The 18,489-nt window shown below is 56.3% G+C and carries 14 protein-coding genes; 8 read left to right on the plus strand and 6 right to left on the minus strand.

Annotation, left to right across the window (positions count from 1 at the left end; all coding sequences use genetic code 11):
- Nucleotides 1–10: 10 nt before the first annotated feature.
- Both clpA and clpS read right to left on the minus strand, forming a co-directional pair.
- A complete protein-coding gene (gene clpA / locus PGR23_RS08730; protein ID WP_015367493.1) occupies nucleotides 11–2,290 on the minus strand; it encodes an ATP-dependent Clp protease ATP-binding subunit ClpA in 2,280 nt (759 codons plus the stop codon).
- A gap of 30 nt (nucleotides 2,291–2,320) precedes the next feature.
- Nucleotides 2,321–2,638: an ATP-dependent Clp protease adapter ClpS gene (clpS, locus tag PGR23_RS08735; protein WP_015367494.1), complete on the minus strand. Its 318-nt coding sequence runs from the start codon at nucleotides 2,636–2,638 to the stop codon at nucleotides 2,321–2,323.
- Between the two features lie 325 nt (nucleotides 2,639–2,963).
- Between clpS and cspD the strand changes: the two genes are divergently transcribed.
- Complete coding sequence (cspD, locus tag PGR23_RS08740; RefSeq protein ID WP_015367495.1) at nucleotides 2,964–3,185, plus strand: cold shock-like protein CspD; 222 nt, start codon at nucleotides 2,964–2,966, stop codon at nucleotides 3,183–3,185.
- Between the two features lie 68 nt (nucleotides 3,186–3,253).
- On the opposite strand, the gene macB is transcribed toward cspD, so the two are convergent.
- The 3 genes from macB to PGR23_RS08755 all read right to left on the minus strand — a co-directional run bounded on the left by macB (nucleotide 3,254) and on the right by PGR23_RS08755 (nucleotide 8,125).
- Nucleotides 3,254–5,200, minus strand: a complete 1,947-nt coding sequence (gene macB, locus PGR23_RS08745; RefSeq protein WP_047049037.1) for a macrolide ABC transporter ATP-binding protein/permease MacB — start codon at nucleotides 5,198–5,200, stop codon at nucleotides 3,254–3,256.
- The gene (macA, locus tag PGR23_RS08750; protein WP_396279801.1) at nucleotides 5,197–6,312 is read right to left on the minus strand and encodes a macrolide transporter subunit MacA; all 1,116 of its coding nucleotides are present in this window, start codon (nucleotides 6,310–6,312) and stop codon (nucleotides 5,197–5,199) included. The genes macB and macA overlap by 4 nt, the downstream gene beginning before the upstream one ends.
- 154 nt (nucleotides 6,313–6,466) lie before the next feature.
- Nucleotides 6,467–8,125 carry an ATP-dependent endonuclease gene (locus PGR23_RS08755; RefSeq protein ID WP_045396265.1) on the minus strand — a complete coding sequence of 553 codons (1,659 nt, stop codon included), beginning with the start codon at nucleotides 8,123–8,125 and terminating at the stop codon, nucleotides 6,467–6,469.
- A 395-nt stretch (nucleotides 8,126–8,520) separates the two neighbouring features.
- On the opposite strand from PGR23_RS08755, the gene aqpZ reads away from it, so the two are divergent.
- The 4 genes from aqpZ (at nucleotide 8,521) to hcr (ending at nucleotide 13,009) form a co-directional block, all read left to right on the plus strand.
- Nucleotides 8,521–9,216: an aquaporin Z gene (aqpZ, locus tag PGR23_RS08760; protein ID WP_015367500.1), complete on the plus strand. Its 696-nt coding sequence runs from the start codon at nucleotides 8,521–8,523 to the stop codon at nucleotides 9,214–9,216.
- Between the two features lie 117 nt (nucleotides 9,217–9,333).
- Nucleotides 9,334–10,233, plus strand: coding sequence for a lysine exporter LysO family protein (locus PGR23_RS08765; protein ID WP_047065549.1), 900 nt, complete (start codon nucleotides 9,334–9,336; stop codon nucleotides 10,231–10,233).
- A gap of 143 nt (nucleotides 10,234–10,376) precedes the next feature.
- On the plus strand, nucleotides 10,377–12,029 hold the full coding sequence (gene hcp, locus PGR23_RS08770) for a hydroxylamine reductase (protein WP_045396269.1): 1,653 nt from the start codon (nucleotides 10,377–10,379) through the stop codon (nucleotides 12,027–12,029).
- Nucleotides 12,030–12,040: 11 nt separating this feature from the next.
- Nucleotides 12,041–13,009 (plus strand): NADH oxidoreductase, encoded by a 969-nt coding sequence (gene hcr / locus PGR23_RS08775; RefSeq protein ID WP_396279802.1) that lies wholly within the window; start codon nucleotides 12,041–12,043, stop codon nucleotides 13,007–13,009.
- Between the two features lie 644 nt (nucleotides 13,010–13,653).
- Here the strand turns inward: hcr and PGR23_RS08780 are convergent.
- The gene (locus PGR23_RS08780) at nucleotides 13,654–14,088 is read right to left on the minus strand and encodes a DoxX family protein (RefSeq protein ID WP_289577042.1); all 435 of its coding nucleotides are present in this window, start codon (nucleotides 14,086–14,088) and stop codon (nucleotides 13,654–13,656) included.
- 152 nt (nucleotides 14,089–14,240) lie between these two features.
- Between PGR23_RS08780 and poxB the strand changes: the two genes are divergently transcribed.
- Genes poxB through PGR23_RS08795 form a run of 3 tightly spaced genes read left to right on the plus strand, consistent with a single transcriptional unit; the run spans nucleotide 14,241 to nucleotide 18,452 of the window.
- Nucleotides 14,241–15,959 (plus strand): ubiquinone-dependent pyruvate dehydrogenase, encoded by a 1,719-nt coding sequence (gene poxB, locus PGR23_RS08785; protein ID WP_045396281.1) that lies wholly within the window; start codon nucleotides 14,241–14,243, stop codon nucleotides 15,957–15,959.
- Between the two features lie 38 nt (nucleotides 15,960–15,997).
- On the plus strand, nucleotides 15,998–16,999 hold the full coding sequence (gene ltaE / locus PGR23_RS08790; protein WP_045396282.1) for a low-specificity L-threonine aldolase: 1,002 nt from the start codon (nucleotides 15,998–16,000) through the stop codon (nucleotides 16,997–16,999).
- Nucleotides 17,000–17,009: 10 nt separating this feature from the next.
- Nucleotides 17,010–18,452, plus strand: a complete 1,443-nt coding sequence (locus tag PGR23_RS08795; RefSeq protein WP_047049050.1) for an SDR family oxidoreductase — start codon at nucleotides 17,010–17,012, stop codon at nucleotides 18,450–18,452.
- Nucleotides 18,453–18,489 lie beyond the last annotated feature (37 nt).

An 18,489-nucleotide genomic window follows, 5' to 3' on the forward strand; every position in this document is an offset into this window, starting at 1 on the left:
CAGAATTTATTTAATGCGCCGCTTCCGGTTTGTGCTTTTGCGCGCTGTGGAAGCCGTAAGTCAGCACGTTATTAGCTTTATCCAGCTCAACGGTGACCTGACCGCCGTCCACCAGCGAACCAAACAGCAGCTCATTCGCCAATGGTTTCTTCAGGTTGTCCTGAATCACCCGCGCCATTGGACGCGCACCCATTGCCCGGTCATAGCCTTTCTCAGCCAGCCAGTCACGCGCTTCCTGACTCACTTCCAGCGACACGCCTTTCTGATCCAGCTGTACCTGCAGCTCGACGATAAACTTATCGACCACCTGATGGATCACGGTCGTAGAGAGGTGATCGAACCAGATGATGTTGTCGAGACGGTTACGGAACTCCGGCGTAAAGATCTTTTTGATCTCTTCCATCGCATCGGTACTGTTATCCTGCTGGATAAGACCAATCGATTTACGCTCGGTTTCACGCACCCCGGCGTTGGTGGTCATCACCAGCACCACGTTGCGGAAGTCCGCTTTACGGCCGTTGTTATCGGTCAGCGTACCGTTATCCATCACCTGCAGCAGGATATTGAAGACATCCGGATGCGCTTTTTCGATCTCATCAAGCAGCAGCACCGCGTGCGGATGTTTGATCACCGCATCGGTCAACAGCCCGCCCTGATCGAAACCGACGTATCCCGGAGGCGCGCCAATCAAGCGGCTAACGGTATGACGTTCCATATACTCAGACATATCAAACCGCAACAGCTCAATGCCCAGCGCTTTCGCCAGCTGCACGGTGACTTCGGTTTTCCCTACCCCGGTCGGCCCGGCGAACAAGAAAGAACCAACCGGTTTATGCTCATGGCCAAGCCCGGCACGCGCCATCTTGATCGCTTCAGTCAGCGCTTCAATCGCCTTATCCTGACCGAAGACCAGCATTTTCAGGCGATCGCCAAGGTTCTTCAGCGTATCGCGATCGCTGCGGGAGACGCTCTTCTCCGGAATACGCGCGATGCGCGCAACCACGGACTCGATATCCGCCACATTGACCGTTTTCTTGCGTTTGCTGACCGGCATCAGCCGCGCCCGTGCGCCCGCTTCGTCAATCACGTCAATCGCCTTATCCGGCAAATGACGATCGTTGATGTATTTCACCGCCAGCTCGACCGCCGCACGTACCGCTTTGGCGGTATAACGCACATCGTGGTGCGCTTCGTACTTCGGTTTCAAGCCGTTGATGATCTGCACCGTCTCTTCGACAGAAGGTTCGGTCACGTCGATTTTCTGGAAACGACGCGCCAGCGCGCGATCTTTTTCAAAGATGTTGCTGAACTCCTGGTAAGTCGTGGAGCCAATCACCCTGATCTTGCCGCCGGACAGCAACGGTTTGATAAGGTTAGCCGCATCAACCTGACCGCCCGAGGCTGCGCCTGCGCCGATGATGGTATGGATCTCATCGATAAACAGGATGCTATTGGTATCCTGCTCAAGCTGTTTCAGCAGCGCTTTAAAGCGTTTTTCAAAATCGCCGCGATATTTGGTCCCAGCCAGCAGCGAACCGATATCCAACGAGTAAATGGTGCAATCCGCCATCACTTCCGGTACGTCGCCCTGGACGATACGCCAGGCGAGCCCTTCCGCAATCGCGGTCTTGCCGACGCCGGATTCACCCACCAGTAGCGGGTTGTTCTTACGGCGGCGGCACAATACCTGTATGGCACGCTCCAGCTCTTTATCGCGGCCAATCAGCGGATCGATGCCGCCCACGCGCGCAAGCTGGTTAAGATTGGTGGTGAAGTTTTCCATACGATCCTCCCCGCCTGCTTGCTCTTCGTTACCCGGCTGGCTCGCGTTGTTTTCCGAAGGCTGGCTGGGCTCGTCTTTGCGCGTGCCGTGAGAGATGAAATTCACCACATCAAGGCGGCTGACTTCATGTTTACGCAGCAGATAGGCGGCCTGCGACTCCTGCTCGCTGAAAATCGCGACCAGTACGTTGGCGCCGGTTACTTCGCTGCGACCGGAGGATTGGACGTGAAAAACCGCACGCTGCAGCACGCGCTGGAAGCTTAGCGTCGGCTGGGTGTCTCGCTCTTCTTCCGTTGCCGGAAGGACGGGAGTGGTCTGTTCGATGAAGGCTTCAAGTTCCTGACGCAAAGCGACCAGGTCCACGGAACAGGCTTCCAGCGCTTCGCGTGCCGAGGGGTTGCTGAGTAAAGCCAGCAACAAGTGCTCGACGGTCATAAATTCATGACGGTGCTCGCGCGCTCTGGCGAAAGCCATGTTTAAACTGAGTTCCAGTTCTTGATTGAGCATAGGCACCTCCCCCAATTTTCATGCCTGTAATCAGGCTTTCTCTAGCGTACACAGCAATGGATGCTCGTTCTCCTTCGCGTACTGGTTCACCATAGCGACTTTGGTTTCCGCAACTTCGGCGGTGAAAACGCCGCAAATCGCCTTACCTTCATAGTGAACCGTGAGCATCAGTTGCGTTGCACGTTCTACATCATAAGAAAAGAATTTTTGTAACACGTCAATAACAAACTCCATTGGAGTGTAGTCATCATTGACTAATATCACTTTATACATAGATGGTGGTTTAAGCGCATCACGAACTTCATCTTCTACCAGTTGATCGAAGTCCAGCCAATCTCTCTTACTCATCGTCAATGTTCGTCATCGGTTGCTGTTGCCAACAGGCCGCGGCCTGTCGATGATCTGAGGTTATGCACGTTACAAATCTACAATAGATCATAGATAACTATCATCTATTGCTTCCATCCGCGACGCCTGTCACATTCCCCAGCAATAGCGTTAACTGCTTCAAATTTTGACGCATTTTTCACCGTTCACCCTCGTCAATTGCTTGACGCATTTCCGTATTTCTCTAAATTGTACTGGCGAGAGTTGGCGAGCAATTGTACAACTCGTGACTCCCCTACCGGTTCATTCCATCTTACTTATAAAGATTTACGAAGGATGTCGAAGTATGGAAATGGGTACTGTTAAGTGGTTCAACAATGCCAAAGGGTTCGGTTTTATTTGCCCTGAGGGCGGCGGCGAAGACATTTTCGCCCATTACTCCACCATCCAGATGGATGGTTACAGAACGCTAAAAGCCGGGCAATCCGTTCGGTTTGATGTTCACCAGGGGCCGAAAGGCAATCACGCCAGCGTGATTGTTCCTGTGGAAGCAGAAACGGCTGCATAACTCTTTTGCTTCATTGTGTACATCCTGCTAATAAAATGCCAGTCCTTCTGACTGGCATTTTTATCTCATTACTCCCGCGCCAACGCATCCACCGGGTCTAATCGCGCCGCATTACGCGCCGGCAACCAGCCAAACAGCACCCCGGTTAACGTCGAACACAAAAATGCGGTCAACAGCGCCAGCGGCGAAAAACCGATTTCCCAACCGGGTAAGAACAGTTGCAGAATGAACGCGATCATCAACGACAAACTCACTCCGATGGCGCCGCCCACCAGGCAAACCAGTACCGCTTCAATAAGAAACTGCTGCAGTACATCCCGGGCCCGGGCGCCAACCGCCATGCGGATACCGATTTCACGGGTGCGTTCCGTGACTGACACCAGCATGATATTCATTACCCCAATCCCGCCGACGACCAGCGCGATCACCGCCACCAGGGTCAGGAACAGCTGTAAAGTATGTGTGGTCCTTTCCGCCGTTTTCAAGATACTGTCCATATTCCAGGTGAAAACATCTTTTTTGCCATGGCGGAGTTCCAGCAACCGCACCAGCTGCTGCTCAGCGGCGGCGCTATCGTAGCCCTCCTGCACGCGGACGGTTATCGAGTTAAGCCACGATTGCCCCATCACCCGTCCGGCCATAGTGGAATAAGGCAGCCAGACGCGGAGAATTTTGCTGCTGCCGAACATCGATTGTTTCTCATCGGCCACGCCGACAATCGTCGCCGGCATATTACCGACCAAAATCACCTCGCCGACCACTTTTGCTTTATGGGGGAATAACTGGCGACGGGCGTTGCTATCCAGCACCACCACCTGCGCCCGGCTATTCAGCTGCAGCTCATTGAACGTATTTCCCTCGCTGAACGTCATGCCGTAAACGTTGAAATATTGCGCGCCAACGCCTTCGGCGCTGGCAGCCACGTCGATGTTATTGGCGCGCAGGCGCAGGCTTTTCGATACCGCCGGCGTTGCGGAGCTCACCCACGGCTGTTTTTGAATCGCCAGCAGATCGTCATATTTTAACGCCTGCTGATAACGCGGATCGTCGTCGCCGAAATCTTTGCCGGGATAAACATCGATGGTATTGGTGCCAATGGCGCGAATATCGGCTAAGACCAACTGTTTCGCGGCATCGCCGACGACTACGATAGAGACTACCGAAGCGATACCAATGATGATGCCAAGCATGGTGAGCAGCGTACGCATTTTATTCGCCGCCATCGCCCGCCAGGCCATCACCAGCGCCTCGCGAAAACCACCGCTGAACTGACGCCAGATGGAAGGCTCCGCACGGTTTTCGGCGCGAAGCACGCCGCCTTTCTCCAGCGATAACGGCGGTGGGTTACGCACAATTTCACCGTCACGCAGTTCGATGATTCTTTCCGCCTGCGCCGCGACCTGCGGGTCGTGGGTGACGATAATCACCGTATGCCCTTGCGCCTTAAGCTGATGCAGGATGGCCATGACCTCTTCGCCTGAGCGGCTATCCAGCGCCCCGGTCGGTTCATCGGCGAGGATCACCTCGCCGCCGTTCATCAGGGCGCGGGCGATACTCACGCGCTGCTGCTGGCCACCGGAAAGCTGCGAAGGGAAGTATTCCGCCCGCTCGCCCAGCCCCAAACGAGAGAGCAAATCGCGCGCGCGTTCAAGGCGAACCCGTCGTTCTTTACCGGCATAGATGGCAGGAACCTCGACGTTTTGCGCCGCCGTCAGATGCGACAACAGATGGTAACGCTGGAAAATAAAACCGAAGTGCTCACGGCGTAGCCTGGCCAGTTCATCGCCGCTCAGATGCGCCACGTCGACCCCGGCAACCTGATAGGTGCCGCTGGTGGGCTTATCAAGGCAGCCAAGGATGTTCATCAGCGTTGATTTACCGGAACCGGAAGCCCCAACGATTGCCACCATTTCCCCTGCGGCAATACTGAGGGTGATGCCCTTTAGCACTTCAACTTCGCCGTCGCCCGAGGGGTAACTGCGGCGAATATCACGCAGTTCGAGCAGCGCCGTCATTTTGCCGCTCCGGGCGTGCTTTCGCTGATAATGACCTCATCGCCCTCTTCCAGCCCTTTCGCCACCGCCACATCGGTATCGTTACGCGCGCCGATAACAATTTCACGCTCTTTCACTTCCCCGTTGCGCAGCAGACGCACGTTGTAGCGGTTATCGCCGATGGCATCGCCCAGCGCGCTGAGCGGAATAGTAATCACATTTTTCACTTCCGCCAGTTGGATATGCACCTGCGCGGTCATCTCAAGACGCAGGATCCCCTGCGGGTTAGGGACTTCAAAACGCGCATAATAAAATATGGCATCATTGACCTTTTCCGGCGTCGGCAGAATATCCTTCAGCGTACCTTCGTAGCGGGTCAGGGGGTCGCCGAGTACCGTAAACCACGCCTTTTGCCCCGGCTTAAGATGGATTACGTCCGCTTCCGAAACCTGGGCCTTCACCAGCATGGTACTGAGATCAGCCAGGGTCAGAATATTCGGCGCCTGCTGGGCGGCAATCACCGTTTGCCCCTGCAGGGTGGTAATTTGTGTCACTTCGCCGGACATCGGCGCCAGGATGCGCGTATAGTCGAGGTTGGTTTTCGCGGTGTCGAGGGTCGCCTGGTTGCGCTTGATCTGCGCCTCGATGGTGCCGATTTGCGCCTCTTTCACCGCCACATCGGTGGCGGCGGTATCCAGATCCTGGCGTGATACCAGCTGGCGCTGCGCCAACTGTTGCTGGCGCGCTAAGGTTACCTGCGCAAGCTTACATTCGGCCTGCGCCTGTTTAAGCTGCGCCCGCAGCTCCATGAGCGTCGCTTCGACTTCTTTAATCTGGTTTTCAGCCTGCTCCGGGTCGATAACCCCCAGTAACTGGTCCTTCTGTACTTTATCGCCAATATTGACGCGCAGCGTCTTCAACTGGCCGCTGACCTGCGCGCCGACGTCGACTTTACGCAGCGCATCTAACTTGCCCGTCGCCAGTACGCTCTGCTGCAGATCGCTTTTACGCGCCACCAGCGTTTGATACTGCGGCAACGGCGCGTTCAGAATCCGCCACCCCCAGATAGCCGCAATAACCACCACCAGCGCCAACAGCCACCAGACTTTCCTGCGTTTTCCATTCAATGTCATAAAAAATTCCTGATCTATTCCCCGCAGCCCGGAGGATGATTCTAACGGAAGCGGCGGCGAACAGAAGCCAGAATTTTAGCAATGCTTAATGTTTATTGATGTTGGGCTGCGGCTTTGTCTTGCGGCGTAACATGGCACGGTTTTCGCCGCTGGGCTAATCAGCGCGCCCGCGCGCCAGCCACAGCACGCGGGAAAACATCTTTTTCAGCAACGTCGGGACGGCGTCAATTCCCCGCCGCCCAGCCTCCATCGCGACCTCTATCGCCAGATCGGGTTTCGATGAACGATGTATAGCTTTAGTGATCACCCGGCGCATGTTCATCGGCATATTATCCGGGATCTGCGCCACCCGATGATAAACATCGTCGAACCCCTGACGATACATAAAGTGTTCCATATCCATCGCCGGAAGCATGGTTAAGTGCACGCGTTCCAGTTCGTTATCGTTGTTGAGTAGCCCGCGCACCGTAGCGGCATACTTCTTACCGGCCTCATCGCCGTCAACCAGCACATGCCATTCAATCCCCATCCGGCGGGCGAATTTAATCAGCGGCTTAAGTCCGGACTGGGCAAACTCGATAACCTTCACCCCTTCAGCGTCGAAATGATGCCCGCACTGGCGCGCCAGTTCGTTGATAACCCAGGTTTCCGTTTCGCCTTCCACCAGCAACCAGCAGCGGGCGAACAGCGATGACGCGCGGTTGAAGCGAATGTGAAACGCAATGCGGCGACTATCTTCCGCATTCATCCCGCCGGGACCGAGCCGCCACGCCGAGACGCGGGACGATTCACGTACCAGCCGACACACCTGTTCAACCGGCGTTAACGACAAAAGTTCGCCGGAATTGGTTGTGGTGACTCGCTGCAGCGGCAACAGATTCAGTAAATGCCAGGCGACCGAAAGCATGATCGGATGCAGACGCGTTTCCGGGTCCTCAATCAGCAGCAGCGGCCGCGCATCGCGATCGAGGCGGACGGTCCCCTTCGCCTGCAATAAAGTGGAGAACAACCCAAGCAGGATCACCCGGTGACTACGACCACCGGGTTTATCAATCATTCGGTTAATAATATCGAGATAGCGCCAGCTGCGTTGTTCATCATGAGAACGTCGGCGCATCAGGCGATTGCGGCTTTGCGCGCTGCTCTGCTCGGCGAAATAATGTTCTAGCAGTTGCACCATCGCCGACAGCCCTTCGCGGATTTGCCCATCGGTGAGATTTTGCGGGTGATTGACCAGCTCGCGGGAGAGAAAATCCAGCTGCCGGGCGGTAATTTCAATTTGCGGCGAATGCGGCACGGTACCGTTGTGAATTCGGCGCATAAAGCGGGCGTCGCGCAGGCGCAGCACCGGCATCAGGCGTACCAGGTGGCGCGCCAGATCGTCAATATCATGCAGCTCCAGCGCCTCTCCCTGGCAGTTAATAAAACTACGCAGGGTCATCACGCTGCCGTCATCCGCCAGCTCGCCCTCAAGGCGATAGAAAATACGCTGGTAGCCGTCATCGCACGGCACCCAGCAATCGCTAAGCGGACGAAAACGGCGCACGCGATGGCGCCCGGGTTCATTCTCGCGGAAAGTTAAAATGATATGTAGATGATGCTCCCGCCCCTGAATATCGCCGGGGGGAAACCAGAAGTCATCGCGCACGAAATGGTACAGGTCAAACTCAGGCGATAAAAGCAGCGTCAGAGCGTCCAGCAGGCTGGATTTACCCCATGCGTTTTCGCCGATTAGCACATTGTTTTGCTCGAGCATCAACGATAAACGGTTGATACCGCGAAATCCGACGATCTCTACACGCTCAAGATGCATATCCCCTCCGCCTGGCCCACATTCTCCTTCAGTAATCAGCAGTATAGCGAGGCGCAGACGACATGGCACCCCCTGCTTCCCACGCCGACAATGGAATCCAGAAGCAAATGAGTTTGTAAGGTATCGGCTCTTGATTTCATATAATTAATAAATTAATTCATCTTCGGTAGTAGTTTATTTTTCAGCGTTGTGTTCTACACTTGCATAAATCATGCATGGTGAAAGGAAAATCATCTCATTGCTCTAAATCAAATTACATCAATTTATTTAACTAGTCCGAGGGTGGCGTTCGTCCCTAAAATAGCGACGCTTTATTTTTATCGTCATCCTTTGCGTCGATAAATAAAGACCGGCACGTCATAACGTGTTCGTTTACATTATTATTTGAGGTGGTTATGTTCAGAAAATTAGCAGCAGAGTGCTTCGGCACATTCTGGCTCGTATTCGGCGGCTGCGGCAGCGCAGTGCTGGCAGCAGCGTTCCCGGAATTGGGAATTGGTTTTGCCGGCGTCGCCCTGGCCTTCGGTTTAACCGTATTAACCATGGCTTTTGCCGTGGGTCATATTTCCGGCGGTCACTTTAACCCGGCGGTAACTTTAGGTCTGTGGGCCGGCGGTCGTTTCCCGGCTAAAGACGTCATCGGTTATATTATCGCCCAGGTGGTCGGCGGTATTATTGCCGCCGCGGTGCTGTACGTTGTCGCCAGCGGTAAAGCCGGTTTTGACGCTGCCGCGAGCGGCTTCGCTTCAAACGGTTTCGGCGAACACTCCCCGGGCGGCTACTCGATGCTGTCCGCTATCGTTATCGAAATCGTGCTGACCTGCGGATTCCTGCTGGTTATCCACGGTGCGACCGATAAAAACGCCCCGGCGGGCTTTGCGCCGATCGCCATCGGCCTGGCGCTGACCCTCATTCACCTGATTAGCATTCCGGTCACCAACACGTCCGTAAACCCGGCGCGTAGCACCGCGGTCGCTATCTTCCAGGGCGGCTGGGCGCTGCAGCAGCTGTGGCTGTTCTGGGTGATGCCAATCATCGGTGGTATCCTCGGCGGCGTGCTGTACCGCACCCTGCTCGAAAAACGCGACTAATCCTCGCAAGAAGCCCGGCGATGCCGGGTTTTTTCTTTTTGCCGACAGCTTTACTCGGCCTGGCGAATTGGGTAGTGTCATTGGCGCTATTCTTAATTTGCAAGGACCTTGCCGTTCATGTTTTCGGGACTATTAATCATTCTGCTGCCGTTGATTGTCGGCTATCTGATTCCTCTGCGTCACCCTTCCGCACTGAAACTGATTACCCGGCTGCTTAGCTGGATTGTTTACGTCATCCTCTTTTTCATGGGGATTAGCCTTGCCTTCCTCGATAACCTCAGCAGCAATCTGTTATCAATACTGCATTACTCCGCGGTCAGCATTGTGGTAATTATTCTGTGCAATATTGCAGCACTGCTATGGCTGGATAAAAAAATGCCGTGGCGGGTTAAGCATCGTCCGGAAAAATTACCCTCGCGCCTGGCGATGGCTCTCGAGTCGCTGCAGCTGCTTGGCGTCGTGCTAATTGGTTTTCTGCTGGGGTTAAGCGGCCTCTCTTTTTTACAACATGCGACCGAAGCCAGCGAATATACTTTAATTTTCTTATTATTCCTTATCGGTATTCAGCTACGTAATAATGGAATGACATTACGGCAAATAGTCCTTAATCGTCGTGGCATGATTGTCGCGGTAGTGGTCGCAGCCAGTTCATTATTTGGCGGAGTGATTAATGCCCTTATTCTTGGTCTGCCCATTAAAACCGGTCTGGCGATGGCGTCCGGATTCGGCTGGTACTCCCTTTCGGGGATCCTGATGACCGAATCCTACGGCCCGGTCATAGGCAGCGCCACATTCTTTAACGATCTGGCCCGTGAGCTGCTGGCTATTATGCTGATCCCGGGCATGGTAATGCGTAGCCGCTCCACCGCGCTTGGGCTGTGCGGCGCAACCTCGATGGACTTTACTCTGCCGGTGCTACAGCGCTCCGGCGGCGTGGAAATCGTGCCTGCAGCCATCGTACACGGTTTTATCCTCAGCCTGCTGGTGCCGGTGCTGATGGCGTTCTTCTCAGCCTGATCCCCCTGTGGCGGTAGATCCCTACCGCCAAAATTGCGCTAAATCAATCTCCCTTTAAGTTGTATCAGAAATACCTTTTCTCCGTACAGACACAGGCATAACCTTAAACATGTATCTAAAATATAACTTTAAAGGGTGTGATCATGTTTTGTGTGCAATGTGAACAAACTATCCGTACGCCGGCAGGAAATGGCTGTTCTTACGCGCAGGGTATGTGCGGTAAAACCGCTGAAACCTCCGATTTGCAGGATCTGCTGATTGCTTCGCTGCAGGGGCTCTCCGCATGGGCCGTTAAGGCACGTGAATATGGCATCATCGATCATGAGGTGGATAATTTCGCCCCGCGCGCGTTCTTCTCTACTCTGACCAACGTGAACTTCGACTCGCCGCGTATCGTCGGCTACGCCCGTCAGGCGATCGCGATGCGCGAGGCGTTGAAAGCGCAATGCCTGAATATTGACGCCAACGCCGCCGTCGACAGCCCGGTCGCCGATCTGCAGCTGGTTAGCGATGATCTGGGCGATCTGCAACGTCAGGCGGCGGACTATACGCCAAATAAAGACAAGGCCGCGATCGGTGAAAATATCCTCGGCCTGCGCCTGCTGTGCCTGTACGGCCTGAAAGGCGCTGCGGCCTATATGGAACACGCGCACGTGCTCGGCCAGTACGACAACGACATTTACGCCCAGTACCATAAAATCATGGCGTGGCTGGGGACCTGGCCTGCCGATATGAACGCTCTGCTGGAATGTTCGATGGAAATCGGCCAGATGAACTTCAAAGTGATGAGCATCCTCGACGCCGGTGAAACCACGAAATATGGCCACCCGACGCCGACTCAGGTCAACGTTAAAGCCACCGAAGGTAAGTGCATCCTGATCTCCGGCCACGATCTGAAAGATCTTTATAACCTGCTGGAGCAGACCGAAGGTACCGGCGTTAACGTCTATACCCACGGCGAAATGTTGCCGGCGCACGGTTATCCGGAACTGCGTAAGTTCAAACACCTGATCGGCAACTACGGCAGCGGCTGGCAGAACCAGCAGGTTGAATTCGCCCGCTTCCCGGGCCCCATCGTGATGACCTCCAACTGCATCATCGACCCGACCGTAGGCGCTTACGACGATCGCATCTGGACCCGCAGCATCGTCGGCTGGCCGGGCGTCAACCATCTGGAAGGCGAAGATTTCTCCCCGGTTATCACCCAGGCGCAGCAAATGGCCGGCTTCCCGTATAGCGAAATCCCGCATCTGATCACCGTCGGCTTCGGCCGCCAGACGCTGCTCGGCGCGGCGGATACGCTGATTGATCTGGTCAGCCGTGAAAAACTGCGCCACATCTTCCTCGTCGGCGGCTGCGACGGCGCGCGCGGCGAACGTAACTACTTCACTGATTTCGCCACCAGCGTACCGGACGACTGCCTGATTTTAACCCTCGCATGCGGTAAATACCGCTTCAACAAGCTGGATTTCGGCGATATCGAAGGCCTGCCGCGTCTGGTCGACGCCGGTCAGTGTAACGATGCCTACTCGGCGATTATTCTCGCGGTAACGCTGGCGGAAAAACTGGGCTGTGGCGTAAACGATCTGCCGCTGTCGTTGGTACTCTCCTGGTTCGAACAAAAAGCCATCGTCATCCTGCTGACGCTGCTGTCGCTCGGGGTGAAAAACATCGTCACCGGCCCAACCGCGCCTGGCTTCTTCACCCCGGACCTGCTGGCTGTCCTCAACGAGAAGTTCGGTCTGCGTTCCGTCACTACCGTAGAACAAGATATGCAGCAGTTGCTGAGCGCATAAGGAGTCACCGCATGACAATGCCAACTCAACAGTGCCCGTGGCGAATGCAGGTTCATCATATTCAGCAGGAAACGCCGGACGTATGGACGATTTCGTTGCTGTGCCACGACTATTATCCCTATCGTGCCGGGCAGTACGCGCTGGTTAGCGTGCGCCATTCGGCGGATACGCTGCGCGCCTATACGCTCTCCTCAACGCCCGGGGTCAGTGAATACATTACGCTGACCGTTCGTCGTATTGACGATGGCGCAGGCTCACAGTGGTTAACCCGCGATGTGAAACGCGGCGACTATATCTGGCTGTCGGATGCGATGGGCGAATTTACCTGTGAAGATAAAACAAGCGATCGTTTTCTGATGCTGGCCGCCGGCTGCGGCGTGACGCCGATTATGTCGATGCGCCGCTGGTTGGCGAAGTACCGCCCGCAGGCGGATGTGCAGGTTATCTTTAACGTGCGTTCGCCGAAGGATGTGATTTTTGCCGAAGAGTGGCGTCAATACCCGGTCACGCTGGTGGCGGAAAACGACGCGACGCCGGGCTTTATCGCCGGGCGCCTCACTCGCGAGCTGTTGCAAAGCGTGCCGGATATAGCCAGCCGTACCGTGATGACCTGCGGCCCGGCGCCTTATATGGAGATGGTGGAACAGGAAGTGACGGCGCTTGGCGTGACGCGTTTCTTTAAAGAGAAGTTCTTTACCCCGGTGGCGGAAGCCGCTTCCGACGGATTGAAATTCACTAAGCTGCAGCCGGCGAAAACGTTCTACGCGCCGGTCGGCACCACGTTGCTGGAAGCGCTGGAAAGCAATAAGGTACCGGTGACCGTCGCCTGCCGCGCTGGCGTCTGCGGCTGCTGCAAAACCAAAGTGGTTGCCGGCGAATACAGCGTTACCAGCACCATGACGCTGACCGATGCGGAAATCGCAGATGGCTACGTGCTGGCCTGTTCCTGCCACCCGCAGAGCGATCTGGTTCTCGCCTGAGGTTAAAATCCCCGGGGGCGCTACCGCTTACCGGGGCTACAGGGCCGTAGATACTGTTATCGGTTTGCAACGATTTTGGTCGGGGAAAACATGTGCTTTGTGTTAATTCTGAGCACATTGCGCTCCGATATTTCTTCTGCGTTATGCCCCTCATGGCGCAGGGAGCGTACAGGGGGCGGCCAGTCGCCGCCGCCCCCTGTACCCCCGGGCTCTGGCCGCCAAAATCGCCACTTCGTGGTACCTTCGACTTATCCCTGCAGGCTTCGGGTCGGGCCGAGGCAGCGTCCTTGCAAAACACGGCCCTCAGCCCGCATCCATGCGGGCTGCCCCGGCCTTCCGGGAACGTCTCAGCGATTTTGAGGCCGCCAACACCGACAGTTTCAGCCAGCATGGTGAATAAATTAAAGGCAGGCCGCACTGTTATCGGTTTGCAACTTTTTTAAGGATTTTCCCGGACGCGGCGCGTTGCGCCTTCTCCGGGCTACCAAATCGCATCGTGCTGTAGCCCCGATAAGCGGTAGCGCCACCGGGGGATTTTGAGATCACCAGCACCAATAGTGTCAGCCAGCGTGGTGAATAAATTAAAGGCAGGCCGCACGGACCGTAGGCCGGATAAGGCATTAATGCCGCCATCCGGCACTTTTTTACCGCCAGGCCGACTGACCGGCCAACGAATAACGCCCAGCCCCTAATAGCGCAATCGCCAACGCGCCGATAAAGAAATAGACCAGGCTTTCAATCGCCCATGCGCCGACGGCATCCAGCGCGAAAGTTTTACCCGTCCCAACCATCAACCAGGCGACCGCCATGGTGAACGCCAACATCAGCGCCGCCGGGCGCGTCAAGACGCCAAGAATAAGTAAACAAGGCGCGACGACCTCCCCCACCAGCACGCCGTAGGCAATGAACCCCGGTAGCCCTTTCGCGACCAGCATCCCGCTAATGCCATCCACGCCGTCGATTAGCTTATGCAGACCGTGAAACAACATTAAGCCGCCAACGGCAAGTCGTAACAAGAGTTTACCGGCATCTTCATGCGATAGCGTTTTATTTACTGTGTTTAACAATCCCTTAACCATTTGATGTGCTTCCTGTTTTACACCCTATGTGTTCCCAGAGTATGCGCAATATTCCGCCAATAAAACCAGCGAAAAATAAGGGGCAATCGGCAACGCGACCTGTAGTTTCATCTAAGCTTGATAGCGTTATCACAAAAAGGAGATGGAAAACCATGAAACAGACCGTGGCGTCATATATTGCAAAAACCCTTGAACAAGCTGGCGTTAAACGTATTTGGGGCGTAACCGGGGATTCCCTCAACGGCTTGAGCGACAGTTTAAACCGCATGGGGACCATCGAATGGATGCCGACCCGGCATGAAGAGGTTGCCGCCTTTGCCGCCGGTGCCGAAGCCCAACTCACCGGCGAGCTGGCGGTCTGCGCCGGTTCCTGCGGGCCGGGCAACCTTCATCTGATTAACGGTTTGTTCGATTGCCATCGCAACCACGTACCGGTGCTGGCCATCGCCGCCCATATTCCCTCGAGCGAAATCGGCAGCGGTTATTTCCAGGAAACCCATCCACAAGAGCTGTTCCGCGAATGCAGCCACTACTGCGAGCTGGTCTCCACTCCGGAGCAAATTCCGCAGGTGTTGGCTATCGCCATGCGTAAGGCGGTCATTAACCGCGGCGTTTCGGTAGTTGTGTTGCCCGGCGACGTAGCGCTGAAACCGGCTCCGGAAAGCGCCAGCAGCCACTGGTATCATGCGCCGCAGCCCACGGTCACCCCGGCGGACGAAGAGCTGCACAAGCTGGCGCAGCTTATCCGTTACTCGAGTAATATTGCCCTGATGTGCGGCAGCGGCTGCGCCGGCGCGCACCAGGAGCTGGTAGAGTTTGCGGCGAAAATTAAGGCCCCTATCGTCCATGCTCTGCGCGGCAAAGAGCACGTCGAATACGATAATCCTTACGATGTTGGCATGACCGGGCTTATCGGCTTCTCTTCCGGTTTCCATACCATGATGAACGCCGACACGCTGATCCTGCTCGGCACCCAGTTCCCCTATCGCGCGTTCTATCCCACCGACGCCAAAATTATCCAGATCGACATCAACCCCGGTAGCATCGGCGCGCACAGTAAGGTGGATATGGCGCTGGTGGGCGATATCAAATCGACCCTGAAAGCGCTGCTGCCGCTGCTGGAAGAGAAAACCGATCGCCGCTTTCTCGATAAAGCGCTGGAGGACTATCGCGAAGCGCGTAAAGGGCTTGACGATCTCGCCAAACCCAGCGAGAAAGCGCTCCATCCCCAGTATCTGGCGCAGCAGATTAGCCGCTTTGCCGACGACGACGCGATCTTTACCTGCGACGTCGGTACCCCTACCGTCTGGGCGGCGCGCTATCTGAAAATGAACGGCAAACGCCGCCTGCTGGGTTCGTTTAACCACGGCTCGATGGCCAACGCCATGCCGCAGGCTATTGGCGCCAAGGCGACCGCGCCGCATCGCCAGGTCATCGCGATGTGCGGTGATGGCGGCTTCAGCATGCTGATGGGTGACTTTTTATCGCTGGCGCAGATGAAGCTGCCGGTAAAAATCGTCATTTTTAATAACAGCATTCTCGGCTTCGTGGCGATGGAGATGAAAGCCGGCGGCTATCTGACCGATGGAACCGAACTGCACGACACCAACTTCGCCCGCATTGCCGAAGCCTGCGGGATCAAAGGGATACGCGTCGAGAAAGCCTCTGAGGTTGATGAGGCGCTGCAGACCGCCTTTAGCACCGACGGTCCGGTATTAGTCGATGTAGTTGTCGCTAAGGAAGAGCTGGCGATCCCGCCGCAAATTAAGCTGGAGCAGGCTAAAGGCTTTAGCCTGTATATGCTGCGCGCGATCATCAGCGGACGCGGAGACGAAGTCATTGAACTAGCGAAAACCAACTGGCTCAGGTAAAACAATGCTATCACCCTGAATCAGAACAAGGATATGCCGTGATAGATCTTCGCAGTGATACCGTAACCCGCCCCGGGCGCGCCATGCTGGAGGCCATGATGGCCGCCCCGGTCGGGGACGATGTGTATGGCGACGACCCGACCGTCAATGAACTCCAGCGCTATGCCGCTGAGCTCGCAGGTAAAGAGGCGGCGCTGTTTCTGCCTACCGGCACCCAGGCCAACCTCGTTGGCCTGCTTAGCCACTGTCAGCGCGGCGAAGAGTACATCGTCGGCCAGGGCGCGCATAACTATCTGTATGAAGCCGGCGGCGCTGCGGTGCTGGGCAGCATTCAGCCGCAGCCGATCGATGCCGCGGCGGACGGTTCGCTACCGTTGGATAAAGTGGCGGCCAAAATAAAGCCCGACGATATCCATTTCGCCCCCACCCGCCTGTTAAGCCTGGAGAACACGCACAACGGTAAGGTGCTGCCACGCGGCTATCTGCAAGAGGCCTGGGCGTTCACCCGCCAGCGCAATCTGGCGCTACACGTCGATGGCGCGCGTATCTTCAACGCCGTTGTAGAGTACGGCTGCGAGCTGCGCGATATCGCGCAGTACTGCGATTCGTTCACCATTTGCCTGTCAAAAGGGCTCGGTACGCCGGTCGGTTCTCTGCTGCTGGGCAACGAAGCGTACATCCGCCGCGCCATTCGCTGGCGTAAAATGGTCGGCGGCGGGATGCGTCAGGCAGGCATTCTGGCCGCCGCCGGTCTGTATGCTCTGCAGAATAACGTTTCCCGTCTGCAGGAGGATCACGACAACGCCGCGTGGATGGCGGAACAGCTTCGCGCCGTCGGCGCTGACGTGATGCGCCACGACACCAACATGCTGTTCGTGCGCGTCGGTGAGGAGCAGGCTCGGGCGCTCGGCGAATTCATGCAGGCCCGCGGCGTGTTGATCAACGCCTCGCCTGTCGTGCGTCTGGTCATGCATCTCGATGTTAACCGCCAGCAGTTGACGGAAGTGGTCGGTCACTGGCAAGCCTTTTTACAACGCTAAGGAGTCAGGCGTGTCGCAATCTATTCTGGTGCTTGGCGCCAGCGGCTATATTGGCCAGCATCTGGTGCGCGAATTAAGCGCGCGAGGTTATCCGGTGTTGGCGGCGGCACGCCATATCGACAGGCTGCAGAAGCTCGATCTTCCCGGCGTCACCTGCCACGCTATCGACCTCAATCAGCCGCAGGATCTCCCTGCTCTGCTTCGCGGGGTCGATACCCTTTACTACCTGGTGCATGGCATGGGCGAAGGCGGTGATTTCATCGCTCATGAACGCCGGGTCGCCGTTAACGTGCGCGATGCTTTGCGTCAGACGCCGGTGCGCCAGGTGATATTTCTCAGCTCGCTGCAGGCTCCGGCGCAGGAGCAGTCCGACCATCTGCGCGCCCGCCAGGTGACGGCCGATGTTCTACGCGAGTCAGGGATCCCCGTCACCGAGTTACGGGCGGGTATCATCGTCGGCGCCGGATCCGCCGCTTTTGAAGTGATGCGCGACATGGTTTACAACCTGCCGGTGCTGACGCCGCCGCGCTGGGTTCGATCGCGCACCACGCCCATCGCGCTGGAAAACCTGCTCTACTATCTGGTGGAGTTACTCAACCATCCGGCCCGTGAACACCGCGTTTTCGAGGCCGCCGGCCCGGATGTTCTCAGCTATCAGCAGCAGTTCACCCATTTTATGGCGGTCAGCGGTAGGCATCGCCTGTTGATCCCTATCCCCTTTCCGACCCGCTGGATTTCGGTGTGGTTCCTGAACGTTATCACCTCGGTGCCCCCCACCATCGCTAAAGCACTAATTCAGGGGCTCAAGCACGATCTGATCGCCGACGATCGTTCGCTACGCGCGCTGATCCCGCAAACCTTGATTCCCTTCGATCAGGCGGTGCGTCGTACCCTGAAAGAGGAAGAACAGCTGGTGAACTCCAGCGACTGGGGCTACGACGCCCAGGCTTTCGCCCGCTGGCGGCCGGAGTATGGCTATTACCCCAAGCAGGCAGGCTGCACCGTTAGCACCCGGGCGAGCCGTAAGGCGCTGTGGCGAGTGGTGAACCAAATCGGCGGCAAAGAGGGGTACTTCTTCGGCAATATCCTGTGGAAAATCCGCGGCGCCATGGATCTGCTGGTCGGCCACCGCCTGGCCAAGGGGCGACCGCGGCATGACTATCTGCAAACCGGCGATACGGTCGACAGTTGGAAAGTGATTATTGTGGAAGAAGAACAACAGTTAACCCTATTGTTTGGCATGAAAGCTCCCGGTCTTGGTCGTTTAAGCTTTACCATTCGCGATAAAGGCGACCATCGCGAGCTCGACGTTCGCGCCTGGTGGCATCCACACGGCATGCCTGGCCTGTTCTACTGGCTGCTGATGATCCCGGCGCATCTGTTTATTTTTCGCGGCATGGCGCGACGCATCGCCCGCCAGGCCGAGCAAATCACAGGCAAAAACGAAGATTAAGCGTTATTCTTTCATGATTCTCATTGCATACTCGGGA

This window comes from Klebsiella sp. 141162 (genome assembly GCF_050600755.1).
Lineage (GTDB): Bacteria > Pseudomonadota > Gammaproteobacteria > Enterobacterales > Enterobacteriaceae > Klebsiella > Klebsiella aerogenes.

What these genes read in the sequence shown, in the direction of transcription:
- clpA (WP_015367493.1), bottom strand. Translation starts at nt 2,290, where the DNA reads ATGCTCAATCAAGAACTGGAACTCAGTTTAAACATGGCTTTCGCCAGA.
- clpS (WP_015367494.1), bottom strand. Translation starts at nt 2,638, where the DNA reads ATGAGTAAGAGAGATTGGCTGGACTTCGATCAACTGGTAGAAGATGAA.
- cspD (WP_015367495.1), top strand. Translation starts at nt 2,964, where the DNA reads ATGGAAATGGGTACTGTTAAGTGGTTCAACAATGCCAAAGGGTTCGGT.
- macB (WP_047049037.1), bottom strand. Translation starts at nt 5,200, where the DNA reads ATGACGGCGCTGCTCGAACTGCGTGATATTCGCCGCAGTTACCCCTCG.
- macA (WP_396279801.1), bottom strand. Translation starts at nt 6,312, where the DNA reads ATGACATTGAATGGAAAACGCAGGAAAGTCTGGTGGCTGTTGGCGCTG.
- PGR23_RS08755 (WP_045396265.1), bottom strand. Translation starts at nt 8,125, where the DNA reads ATGCATCTTGAGCGTGTAGAGATCGTCGGATTTCGCGGTATCAACCGT.
- aqpZ (WP_015367500.1), top strand. Translation starts at nt 8,521, where the DNA reads ATGTTCAGAAAATTAGCAGCAGAGTGCTTCGGCACATTCTGGCTCGTA.
- PGR23_RS08765 (WP_047065549.1), top strand. Translation starts at nt 9,334, where the DNA reads ATGTTTTCGGGACTATTAATCATTCTGCTGCCGTTGATTGTCGGCTAT.
- hcp (WP_045396269.1), top strand. Translation starts at nt 10,377, where the DNA reads ATGTTTTGTGTGCAATGTGAACAAACTATCCGTACGCCGGCAGGAAAT.
- hcr (WP_396279802.1), top strand. Translation starts at nt 12,041, where the DNA reads ATGACAATGCCAACTCAACAGTGCCCGTGGCGAATGCAGGTTCATCAT.
- PGR23_RS08780 (WP_289577042.1), bottom strand. Translation starts at nt 14,088, where the DNA reads ATGGTTAAGGGATTGTTAAACACAGTAAATAAAACGCTATCGCATGAA.
- poxB (WP_045396281.1), top strand. Translation starts at nt 14,241, where the DNA reads ATGAAACAGACCGTGGCGTCATATATTGCAAAAACCCTTGAACAAGCT.